12 protein-coding genes and 1 pseudogene are annotated in these 10,368 nt (G+C 59.3%); 8 read left to right on the top strand and 5 right to left on the bottom strand.

The window, feature by feature from the left end; genetic code table 11:
- A pseudogene (locus BJF89_RS07185) lies at positions 1 to 306 on the bottom strand (IS6 family transposase); the annotation flags it as partial.
- A 58-nt stretch (positions 307 to 364) separates the two neighbouring features.
- Here BJF89_RS07185 and BJF89_RS07180 point away from each other — a divergent pair.
- The gene (locus tag BJF89_RS07180; RefSeq protein WP_075813606.1) at positions 365 to 1,297 is read left to right on the top strand and encodes an aromatic alcohol reductase; all 933 of its coding nucleotides are present in this window, start codon (positions 365 to 367) and stop codon (positions 1,295 to 1,297) included.
- 181 nt (positions 1,298 to 1,478) lie between these two features.
- On the opposite strand, the gene BJF89_RS07175 is transcribed toward BJF89_RS07180, so the two are convergent.
- Positions 1,479 to 1,955 (bottom strand): MarR family winged helix-turn-helix transcriptional regulator, encoded by a 477-nt coding sequence (locus tag BJF89_RS07175; RefSeq protein WP_075813604.1) that lies wholly within the window; start codon positions 1,953 to 1,955, stop codon positions 1,479 to 1,481.
- Positions 1,956 to 2,008: 53 nt separating this feature from the next.
- Here BJF89_RS07175 and BJF89_RS07170 point away from each other — a divergent pair, with 53 nt between their 5' ends.
- From BJF89_RS07170 to BJF89_RS07140, 7 genes are all read left to right on the top strand, one after another.
- On the top strand, positions 2,009 to 2,929 hold the full coding sequence (locus BJF89_RS07170) for an alpha/beta fold hydrolase (protein ID WP_083650556.1): 921 nt from the start codon (positions 2,009 to 2,011) through the stop codon (positions 2,927 to 2,929).
- 12 nt (positions 2,930 to 2,941) lie between these two features.
- Positions 2,942 to 3,847, top strand: a complete 906-nt coding sequence (locus BJF89_RS07165; RefSeq protein WP_075813601.1) for an NAD(P)-dependent oxidoreductase — start codon at positions 2,942 to 2,944, stop codon at positions 3,845 to 3,847.
- Between the two features lie 640 nt (positions 3,848 to 4,487).
- On the top strand, positions 4,488 to 5,180 hold the full coding sequence (locus tag BJF89_RS07160; protein ID WP_075813600.1) for a nitroreductase: 693 nt from the start codon (positions 4,488 to 4,490) through the stop codon (positions 5,178 to 5,180).
- A 687-nt stretch (positions 5,181 to 5,867) separates the two neighbouring features.
- Positions 5,868 to 6,086 carry a toxin HicA gene (locus tag BJF89_RS07155; RefSeq protein WP_075813599.1) on the top strand — a complete coding sequence of 73 codons (219 nt, stop codon included), beginning with the start codon at positions 5,868 to 5,870 and terminating at the stop codon, positions 6,084 to 6,086.
- Positions 6,087 to 6,188: 102 nt separating this feature from the next.
- On the top strand, positions 6,189 to 6,578 hold the full coding sequence (locus tag BJF89_RS07150; protein ID WP_075813597.1) for an antitoxin HicB: 390 nt from the start codon (positions 6,189 to 6,191) through the stop codon (positions 6,576 to 6,578).
- A gap of 138 nt (positions 6,579 to 6,716) precedes the next feature.
- Entirely contained in the window at positions 6,717 to 7,055 is a 339-nt protein-coding gene (locus tag BJF89_RS18850; protein ID WP_075813595.1) for a hypothetical protein, read from the top strand.
- A complete protein-coding gene (locus BJF89_RS07140) occupies positions 7,055 to 7,876 on the top strand; it encodes a nucleotidyl transferase AbiEii/AbiGii toxin family protein (RefSeq protein ID WP_075813593.1) in 822 nt (273 codons plus the stop codon). The genes BJF89_RS18850 and BJF89_RS07140 overlap by 1 nt, the downstream gene beginning before the upstream one ends.
- 32 nt (positions 7,877 to 7,908) lie before the next feature.
- On the opposite strand, the gene BJF89_RS07135 is transcribed toward BJF89_RS07140, so the two are convergent.
- From BJF89_RS07135 to BJF89_RS07125, 3 genes are read right to left on the bottom strand one after another with little or no spacing between them, the layout of a single operon-like run.
- Entirely contained in the window at positions 7,909 to 8,340 is a 432-nt protein-coding gene (locus BJF89_RS07135; RefSeq protein WP_083650554.1) for a pentapeptide repeat-containing protein, read from the bottom strand.
- Positions 8,250 to 9,491, bottom strand: coding sequence for a pentapeptide repeat-containing protein (locus tag BJF89_RS19965; protein ID WP_075813589.1), 1,242 nt, complete (start codon positions 9,489 to 9,491; stop codon positions 8,250 to 8,252). Before BJF89_RS19965 ends, BJF89_RS07135 begins: the two co-directional genes overlap by 91 nt.
- Before the next feature lie 5 nt (positions 9,492 to 9,496).
- On the bottom strand, positions 9,497 to 9,880 hold the full coding sequence (locus BJF89_RS07125; protein ID WP_075813587.1) for a pentapeptide repeat-containing protein: 384 nt from the start codon (positions 9,878 to 9,880) through the stop codon (positions 9,497 to 9,499).
- Positions 9,881 to 10,368: the final 488 nt, after the last annotated feature.

Raw genomic sequence — 10,368 nt, 5'->3', positions numbered from 1 at the left:
TCCGGCCATCCTTGGTCACCGCCCGGTAGAGGTAGCACCATTTCCCGCCGACCCGGATGTAGGTCTCATCCACTCGCCAGGAGTCGGAGAGCCACGGCGAGGTTTGACGGTACCAGCGGGTACGTTTGTCCAGTTCGGGGCCGTACTTCTGTACCCACCGGTGAGAATCGTGGTGTGATCCACCGGTGCGCCGCGTTCGGTCAGCATCTCCTCGAGATCCCTGTAGGACACTCCGTAGCGGCAGTACAAGCGCACTGCCCACAGGATGATCTCTTGAGGGAAGTGGCGACCGGAGAAGATGCTCATGCTGTCTGATGCTGGTTGACCGACCCCAACTTTGCAACAGCATCGCAAGGAGTGACTCATGTCAGACACGCAGAACCGTACCGCGACCACCCTCGTCATCGGCGCCGGTGAACTGGGATGGGCCGTTCTTGACGGCCTGTTGCAGCAGCGACCGAACAATGCGCAGTCGACCAGTGTCCTGCTGCGTCCGACCACCGATGACGGCCAGAACCAGGTTGCCCGCCAGGTGCAGGATAGGGGTTTCCAGGTCGTCTACGGCGACCTGGCGAGCGACACCGTGGACGACCTCGCGGCCATCTTCGCCCGGTTCACCACGGTCATCTGCTGCACAGGATTCGTGGGCGGTCCTGGCACGCAACGAAAGATCACCGCCGCTGTCCTGCAGGCCGGGGTCGAACGCTACGTGTCCTGGCAGTTCGGCGTCGATTACGACGTGGTCGGTCGTGGCAGCGGCCAGGAGGTCTTCGACGAGCAGTCGGACGTGCGCGACATGCTGCGCGGACAGTCCGCGACCCAGTGGATCATCGTCTCCACCGGCATGTTCACCAGCTTCCTGTTCGAACCGGCATTCGGCCTGGTCGATCTCGACGAGGCCAGGGTCCATGCACTCGGAAGTTGGGACAACCGCCTGACGGTGACCACGTCGACCGATATCGGGCGGCTCACCGCTGCCGTCCTCGCCTGTGAACCGCGCATCCGCAACGAGGTCGTGTACGTCGCGGGAGACACTTTCACCTATGCCCAGCTTGCCGACATGGTGGAAGACCATCTGGGCCATGCTGTCGAGCGGGTGCTGTGGGACACGGAGTGGCTGCGGTCGGAGGTGGCGGCGCATCCGGCCGACGGCATGAGGAAGTACCGTCTTGCCTTCGCCCGCGATACCGGCGTTGCCTGGGAGAAGGAGCAGACATTCAACGCTACGCACGGCATCCGGGTGACCGACGTCCCTTCGTGGCTCAAAGAGCACTATGTATCGTCTGAAACAGACTAATAATTTCTCCACCGTCCACAACTAAAACTTCCTTCCTACTCGTCGAGGCCGGCATCTTCATCTCAGGCTTCTCCGGCGACACAGCCGCTGCCGACAGGCAATAGAGATGACATCCCGCCTGCTTGATACACTGTTTTGGTGTAGGCATCCGACACGCGGATTGGTCACCATCGCACTTGCCCTAAACTTCTTCGCTTTCGCCCCGACCTTCACTCAGATTCTCGAGGATACGGTCGAGCATGTCGGCGAGATTCTCGACGTCAGCAGACGAGAGATGGTCGATGATACGCCTATGAGCACTAGCGAGATGTGCAGGCTGGGCTGTAGCAAGACCCTCCCTCCCCCTGTCAGTGAGGATCGCTTCACTACCTCGACGATCCGAGCTGTGGCGCTCCTTGCGAAGGTAACCATGCCGTGACAAGCCGTCGACGACCCGGGTAATGCGCGATGCCGTGAGTCCTGCAGCGTTCGCGAGGTCCGACATCCGCATGCGCCGATCTGGAGCAGAGTCAAGCAGGAACAGCACAGCGAACTCGGTCATGTTCAAGCCCGTCCGGGACATGTCCTCCTCTAGTGCGCGTGGGAGGATGTGAACCAGTCGCCCCAGGCTCTGCCAGACGCGAAGCTCTGCGGGCGTCAGTGGGGAGTCGTTCGTCATACCCACAGAGTACTTGACTAGGCAAGGACAAGGTGTACAGTCGAATTAGTTGATTGCTCAAGCAAGGAGATGATGTGCTGACTCCCCCTGACTTCGCCCACGGTTACGCCGCTACTGGTGCCGTGCGCCTGCACTACGTTATCGGCGGCCATGGACCATTGGTCGTCCTTATCCACGGGTGGCCATTCACCTGGGTGGAGTGGAAAGCAGTGATGCCGCTCCTCGCCGAACAGGGCTTCGCCGTTGTCGCTGTTGATCTCCGCGGTTCAGGTGACTCGTCGATCCCGTCCGGACACTGGACCAAAAGGGATGAAGCAGAAGACCTGCACCGACTGCTACGACACTTGGAATACGAAAACGCCTATGTCGTGGGGTCCGATGTGGGTGCGATGACGGCACATGCCTGGGCTCAGGCATTTCCCGAGGATGTAGCGCGTCTAGTGCTGTGCGAGTCGTTCCTACCGGGGTTCGGCTTGGAGGAGCACATGAATCCCGCAAGCGGCGGTTCCTGGCACTTCGGCTTTCATGCACAGTCCGAGCTTGCCGCGATGCTCACTGCTGGCAAAGAAGAGGCCTATCTGTCCGGCTTCTGGTCGCTGATGAGTCATAGTCGGCCTGACCCTGCTGTGCGGGCCGATCTCCTCCGCGCGTACACGGCCAATGACGCGATGCGGGGAGGTTTCGAGCATTACGCGACGATCATCGAGGATGGAGAAGCCGCACGTGAGGGCGATGTGCTAGAGATGCCGGTTCTCGTACTCAATGGCGAACATGGTTTGCCGCAGTCTGTTCTTCTGGACGGGGCCCGCCAGGCGGCACGGTCTGTAGAAGCCGACATCGTTCCCGACGCTGCACACACCTTCGCCACTGACAACCCCACGTGGACAGCAGATCGCCTCACGAGGTTCTTCGCGGCGACGGTGCCGCCGCGGTCCTCACAGCACCGACCACCTCGTCAATCACCACACGAATAGGACATTCATAGTATGAAGATCTTTGTCATCGGCGCAACTGGATACGCTGGCCGCCACATCTCGACTGCCCTGGCTCGAGCCGGGCACCGCGTGCAAGGCCTGACCCGCGACAGCTTCTCACCGATAGCGCGTCGCCTCACGGAGGCTGAGGTCGACCTGGTGCAGGGCGACGTCTCCGACCCATCGACCTGGCGCGCGCACCTTGCCGCTGCCGATGTCCTGATCCACGCAATGATGGATCTGACCGACCCTGCCGGAACTGATCGCCGGGTCTTCGAGGAGCTCTCTGCACTTCAGGACAGCAGCGGACGCGCGCCCCACATCGTCTATACGACCGGTATCTCCTCGTACGGGCGGACTGGTAGCGCCCTCATGGACGAGTTGACGCCAGGAAACCCCGACAGCCCGCTGGCCTTCCGCTTCGGACTCGAAACGGAACTCGCCGCATCGGGGCTCGCGCACACGATCGTGCGTCCGGGATTCCTCTACGGCGGCAGCGCAGCAACATCGATGACCAGCCAGTGGTTCGCCGCTGCCGAATCCGGCACACCCGTCTTTTACGGAGACCCCACAAAACGGTGGAGCTGGGTGCATGTGGATGATCTTGCCGAGGCCTACGCCCGGATCGTCGATCACCTCGAGCAGGTACGGGGAGAAGTCTTCGTCATCGCCGATGACCAGCGTCTCTCAGCTCTCGACATGCAGAATGCCGCGATCCGCGCTGCGGGCTACAACGGCGAGATCACCCTCGCTGCTGCCGAGGACGGCGGTATGATGCAGATGGCTGCCGACCAGGACGAGCTGGCGAGTAGTGCCAAGGCCCGCAGGCTCTTGGACTGGCGACCGCGGCACATCTCCTTCACTGACAACCCCGAGCGCCACTACCAGGCGTGGCAGGCGGCAACCGCGGCCATCTGAGGACGTCGGCTCTCGAAACCCGCGGTGTAAAATACGCCGCCTGCACGGTGCCCTTGCAGAAAGAGATTAAAGGAGCCCGTGTCAGGCGACGAGATTATAAACTAACCTTAACCCCCGATCCTGATAAGTGGGCCTCGGGCTATGCGATGGTATTCTCGATATGGAGTGTGATATCGCTATGTGGAGAAGAAAATCATCGCACGGGGCATGGAAGTAGGTCATACTATGGTCTACCTTGCCTTACATCTGTGTTGCTGTTCAAGAGCCTACATAGGAGAATGTTTGTGGTACGATTCCCGAGGTTTTCGACAGGATACCATCCTCTTTCGGGGGAAATTATATGAATAACGTTCGCCAAGGAGCGCATCCCACAGTCGGCAGATGAGAGTGTAATAGAGCGCATATTCTAGAATAATTCAACTCCAGGCTATTGAGGTATTCCAGTTGATTAGTCCTGAAATTATCTTCATCATATTTATCGCCACTCTTTCTTGTTCTCAATTATAAATCGAGAATATTGAGCACACCGGAGAAAAGCGCCCTACTCCTCGTGTGGTCAACTGATATTTGACAGCGGTCAACCGTAGGAACTAGAATTGAAACCATTATAAGGTGGATACGAGCGTGCAGGAGATTTGTTCTGATTGACTCAGGATTTGAAGATGAATGGACTCTAGGTAGGCTGCTCCGTGAGCGTTTTAGCGTGAGGGCCTTTACGTCGCAACCGGTCCCTCTCGAGGTGGTTCGTGAGATTGCCTCACTGGCACAGTTAACGCCCTCGTGGTGTAACAGCCAGCCGTGGTCTGTGACCATCGTCACTGGTCGAGCGTTAACGCGGTTAGCATCGGTTCTGGTAGAGGATGTATTAAGTGGGAAAACCGACCATCCCGATATTCCATTTCCGACAGATTACGAGGGTGAATATCTGGACCGCCGCCGCGAAAGCGGACATCTCCTTTACGAGGCGGTGGGGATCGACCGCGAGGACGTGGTCGGAAGGTTTTCTCAGATGTTGGAGAATTTCCGATTCTTTGGTGCACCATGTTTGGCCATTGTTCACAGTCCAGAATCGTTGGGTGATTATGGTGCCATCGATTGTGGTGGCTATATTAGTAATTTCATGCTCGCTGCGCGAAGTAAAGGGGTAGCTTCGGTTGCTCAGGCCGCACTTGCGTCGAGGCCAAAAGTACTGCATGAGGAGCTTGACATAGCTGTCGATAGAAGAATTGTGTGCGGGATTTCTTTTGGATATGCCGACTATTCGCACCCGATCAATAATTTTCGCACTGGGCGCGCAAGCGTCGACGATACGGTAACTTGGTTGCAAGACTAGGTTTTAAGTAACTGCAAAATTGACAATGTCAAGTTTAGCTTTTATTGAAATATGCGGAGGATTATACCGGTTAAACTTAGCGATCAAAAAGGTTGAAGTTTCCAGTGGTCGGATGGTGGCGCCAGCTCGGATATTGCGTGTTACCATAGTCGCTGTAACTATTCTCGCGGCGTCCACTCGAACGGCCGTAGGAGATGAATATAAGTTGCGCTTTGATCGTTTTATTTGTCCTAAATGATAATATATGGCCTCCGCCGCGAGGATATCCCCCGGGATTCTGCCATGTATTTTTGTGTTTTTTCGGAACGGGTTTCATGTGCACGAAGGTAAAGTATGCTGACTGCGAGCGACCAACAGCGCACTTAATCCGCGTCGCCTGGTCGGGTTATTCTGGCGCGAAGAGTCGAGTCCTACTGTTTCGCTGTGGTTGTGTTATCTCTCAATACTTCTGATAGGGCTCATGACATCACCGAGCTCTTGATGTCGAGACCATCGAAGGTTTGCGATAGAAGCTATCTACATATTTTCGAGGGTGGTTAAACGTATGACAATGTCAATCCTGATACATCGGTTCGGGGGTCTGCTCGGCCCTCTCCAGTCGGTTCGCATAGCTGACGGAACTGCACTGGACTTAGAAACGTATATTCCCCCTTTACGTTGTGGTGTAGGGGGGATATACACTATACTATGACCAAGCCGATGAAGCACCGGGATCTCGTCAAGAAGTTGCGCGCCGCCGGGTTTGTCCGCCTCCGCCAAGGCAAAGGCGGCCACGAGGTGAGGGGCATCGAAGGCTTGGACCGCCCGGTGGTCATCACCACCACCCGAGAGGTGTCACCGGCGGTGACACGCAACGCCCTCAAGGCCATTGACGAAGCGACCGGTAGGGACACCGGCGATACGTGAGACCACCGCTCGCCCTTGTTGTTTGTATCCGGGCTCACCGGTTCCGGAACAACACAGCCGCTGAAAACCACTGCTCAACTGACGTTCAAGGAGACCGACATCATGGACACTTCCGCGCCGCTCACCGTCACCGCCCGTAGGTGGAGCGGAGGGTGGGAGCTCATCCTCGACGAGGACAACGCGACCTCTGTGCGTACACTTGCCCGGGCCACCGAGCAGGTGCGTGACTACCTGGATACCGTTGCCCCTGAGGTCGATCACTCCGGGGTGAGCATCACCATCGTCCCGGACATCGGCCACCTCGCCGAACAGATCACCCTCACCCGTGAGCAAACAGCGGCGGCTGCCCAGGCGCAGGCAACCGCGGCCGCGCAGAGCAGGCAGGTTGCCCAGGCCTTACGCCAAGAGGGGCTGAGCCTGGCTGACAGCGCGGTATTGCTCGGGGTGAGTAAAGGCAGGGTCGCCCAGCTGCTCGATGACGCCGCCGGATAAACCACAGCACACACACGCACCCATCGACGGCGCGGCAGTGCAGCATCGCCGCATCGTACACTCGGTGGGATCGCACCCGGATACCCCCGCCTCACAGCGAACACCGGTGCACGAGGACACAAGGAAGGCCCCTACAGTATGACTTCTGAACTCTCAGGCCAGCAGCGCGTGCTGTACCGCACCACCAAGGTCTATGCGGTACCCGACTCCCTCGACGACCTGCACGGTCCCACCGGTGGCATGTTCAACGTGCCCCAGTCGATCCACTGGGCCAAAAAAGGCGGCAGCACCGTCGATTTGTCGACCCAGGGGGGACGCTCCATCGCCTACGGTGCCGCACTCGGGGAAGGCACCCTCGAGGACGTCTGCACGATCATCAACAAGGACCACCTGATCCAGGACTGGCCGAAGATCCCCAAGGCGCTCCGCACCCAGCAGCTGTGGGAAAGCCGGTTTCCCGAACTGGGGGGACGCTAGTGGACAGCAACCTAGAGTTTCAACGCCGGATCGCCAAGATCGCGTTAGCGGCGGCCGCCGACGGCGATTTCGCATTGGCCGGGGGCGCAGCCTTACGCGAGCACGGAATCACCACCCGCCCCACCGAAGACATTGACCTGTTCCGTCGCTTCGGTGACAGGGACAAGTTCATCGAGTCGGTCAACGAGGTCTGCGATGCACTGAAAGATAACGGCTACGAGGCGACGATCGAACAGCTTGCCGGAACCGGAAGCTTCGCCCGCCTGCACGTCAGTGATGCCACCGGCGACAGCGTGGAAATCGCCATGGGGGAAGACTACCGGGCGTCCCCGCCGGTCCTGCTTGACGTCGGCCCGGTGCTTAGTCGAGGCGACATCATCGGAGCCAAGGTCTCTACTGCCTGCATGCGCACCTACACCCGTGACCTGATCGACCTGGACTATATCCGCCAGGCCGGACAGTACACCGACCGCGAGCTCTACCAGATGGCAGAAGACACCGACCCCGGGACCGACCCAGGTCTTTTCCGTGAACGTATCGGGATCATCACGCAGATCAACCAGGACGAGTTCGACCAGTACGATGTCACCGCCGACCAACGTGCTGCCATCGAGGACCGGCTACAGGGCTTCTCCGAGTCACTACGCCAGATCGACGCAGAGCGAAGTCTCCCCGCCCCGCCGAATATCCACGCTGCTGCACTGAGCGAGCAACTATGCCACGTCGCGAACAACCCCACCCCCTCACGCGGAAGTGACGGCCCGAACGCATCCGTACAGGGACCATCAGCCTCCGCACCCGACACCGGGCCGTCACTGTAGAACCGGCCGCAACGAGCCACGCAGGACTGGTTCTAAAAGGCCGGTCCTGTATCCGCACCCGGTGAGGCCGCAGCGACAGGATTCGCCGCCGATGTCCGGGTGGATGTTGATGATGACTCCCGGACAGACGCCAGGCTGTCGGGCAGAGTGTTCGCGTGGATGCCGCGAAGAAGCCTATCCGGGGAGTTCTCAGCGGTGGTTACCGACAGCCCACGAGGGCCCTGAAGGTCTGCTCCATCGAGCCGCAGGCCGTCGGTGTTGGCTCCGGTGAAATCAGCGCCCGTCAGGTCTGAGTTGCTTAAGTCCGCGCCACGGAGATCTGCCTTGTCGAAACTGGTCTGCACACCCTCCACGCCTGTTCCGATCGCCCCGGTCAGTCGTGCTCGGTTGAACGAGGCACCGGAGATGTGCGAGTTCTCGATGAAAAAGCGCCCTGAAGTTCGGAGTACGCGAAGTTGGCGCACTCCAAATCCGAGCGTAGGAACCGTGCCCCTGCTAGCCCGGAGCTCTCGAGGGAGGTGTTACCCAACTTGCAGTTGTCGAAGTACGCCCCACCGAGCTCCGCCCGGTCGAATGATGTATCGCGGAAGTCGACATCGTTGGAGCGCAGTCCGTGCCCGGTGGCCGCGGTCAAGTTGACGTCAGTGGCTTCAACCCGGTTGAAAGCCGCACCAGTGAGGTCGGCACCGTGCATCTCAGCACTGCTGAGAGTCACGTCATCGAACGTGGCGAGCCCCAGCAGGGCGTGCTTGTAGCTGGCTCCCCCGATGGCCTGTTCAGAGAAGTGCACTCCGGTGAGGTTCGCCCGGTCCAGGGTCGCATCAGCAAGCGAGTCGATGGCGCTGACGTTGTGCGCCGATGACAGGTCCGCACCAGTCAGGTTTGCCTGAGTGAGGTCGGCACCGTTGAGATCGCAGCGGTTGAGCGTCATCCCCGCCAGGTCAGACGACGAGAAGTTGGACCCACTGAAATCCCGACCGTAGACAGCGTTGACCCCGGGTGCCCGCTGGCGGTCTACGGCAGTCATATTGCTGAAATCAGACGCGGCGAACTCACGACCGCGCGATACGTCGGCGAGAAAGGCTGTCCGTGTCCCGGCTTTCGAGGCACTCCACACCTCGTCGGACTCAACGGCGTCGCGCTCAACGAACAGGGTGACCGGTTGGCCGCGCTCCTGGTAATCCAACACCCCGGAATCAATGAGCGTGAAGATCGCGTTGTGTGAGTGACCGGTACGCTCAGCGGCCTCTGGAACGGATATCCACCGATCATCGGGGGCCCCAGCGGACGCTGCAACGGCGTTCGGTTCCTCAGTCTCAGCTGACGCAGCACCGTCGAGTGCAACCTCTGAGGCTTGTTCGGTACGTTGTGAAACCGCCTTGATGCTATCGGGCCGAAATCCAGACCAGTGCTGGAACTCGCCACCCTCAGCAGCACTTCCACTGACCGTGACGACAGGGGCTTGGGAGTGACCGAGAACGGTGGTGATGTAGTCCTGCGATGCAGGGTCGGTGGCGTCTTTGATTGTGTAGTCCAGGCCCTGCTTATCGAGTTGTCTGATGGTCATCTTGCACTGTTGGCAGCTGTCCTTGGAATAGACTTCGATGGTGGACATGGGGTCTAGACCTCCTCGAGACCGATCGTTCCGGTCCGGTTGGTCAGGGCGAAGTTGGTGCGGTCAATCGTCGCGCCGGTGAGGTTGGCGTCTGAAAGATCAGCACCTGTGAAGTCGGCTTGTGTGAAGTCCGCTCGAGTGAGATCAGCACCCGAAAGGTTGGTATCCACGAACAGTGCCCGGTTGGCGCGAACCTTGACGAACCGGGAGCTGGTCAATGTGGCGTTGGTGAAATCGGTCCGCAGGATGTTGTCTGCTGTTGTCGGACTGGAAGTGTCGGGGGTTGTCCTGAGGTCCGACTCGGAGAAGTCAGCGTGGGTGAGGTCTTGGCCGGCGAAGCTGTGTCCTCGCAGATCTTGTTGGGAGAAGGTGTTCTTGTCGGGGTTCATGGTGTCGCGTCTCCTATGTGGTGAAGTGGTGCAGTGATCAGAACAGGGTCTGGGTGCCTGGTGGTGGAAGTGACGGTGGCTCAGGACGTCCAGTGAGAGCGGCACGGTAGCTCAGGGACTCATCACGACGACGGGTTGAGTCGACGACCAGTGAGGTTCCAACGTGCCGTCCGACAGACACAGCGTGGGTGAGGTTCTTACTTTGTGTGGACAGATGGACGTGGTTTATCCCGACGCGGATGCAGAGTTGGTGATCGCAACCGTGGGCTGCAACCAGACCGGGAGGAAGAACCGGTCCGAAGGCTAGGTGCAGCGCGAAGCGGTGGGTGGATAGGGTTCGTGACTGACCGTGGTGTGTCCAGGTGATCCGGCCGTATCCGTCGTCGCCTACAGCACCGGTCCATACCCAACATCCCCCCGTATCGATGTGGACCCGACTCCAGAACTTTGCTCGCGATGATGCGGTGATGGGTACACACTGCTGCACA

The organism is Corynebacterium sp. CNJ-954 (genome assembly GCF_001942345.1).
In the GTDB taxonomy this organism is placed as follows: Bacteria; Actinomycetota; Actinomycetes; order Mycobacteriales; family Mycobacteriaceae; genus Corynebacterium.
Note: the sequence above shows the minus strand (reverse complement) of the source record. Positions and strands in the feature narration are given on the sequence as shown.

Bases quoted from the DNA above. Each gene is read 5' to 3' on its own strand.
- BJF89_RS19965 (WP_075813589.1), bottom strand. From the start codon at position 9,491: ATGTCCACCATCGAAGTCTATTCCAAGGACAGCTGCCAACAGTGCAAG.
- BJF89_RS07180 (WP_075813606.1), top strand. From the start codon at position 365: ATGTCAGACACGCAGAACCGTACCGCGACCACCCTCGTCATCGGCGCC.
- BJF89_RS07125 (WP_075813587.1), bottom strand. From the start codon at position 9,880: ATGAACCCCGACAAGAACACCTTCTCCCAACAAGATCTGCGAGGACAC.
- BJF89_RS07150 (WP_075813597.1), top strand. From the start codon at position 6,189: ATGGACACTTCCGCGCCGCTCACCGTCACCGCCCGTAGGTGGAGCGGA.
- BJF89_RS18850 (WP_075813595.1), top strand. From the start codon at position 6,717: ATGACTTCTGAACTCTCAGGCCAGCAGCGCGTGCTGTACCGCACCACC.
- BJF89_RS07165 (WP_075813601.1), top strand. From the start codon at position 2,942: ATGAAGATCTTTGTCATCGGCGCAACTGGATACGCTGGCCGCCACATC.
- BJF89_RS07155 (WP_075813599.1), top strand. From the start codon at position 5,868: ATGACCAAGCCGATGAAGCACCGGGATCTCGTCAAGAAGTTGCGCGCC.
- BJF89_RS07175 (WP_075813604.1), bottom strand. From the start codon at position 1,955: ATGACGAACGACTCCCCACTGACGCCCGCAGAGCTTCGCGTCTGGCAG.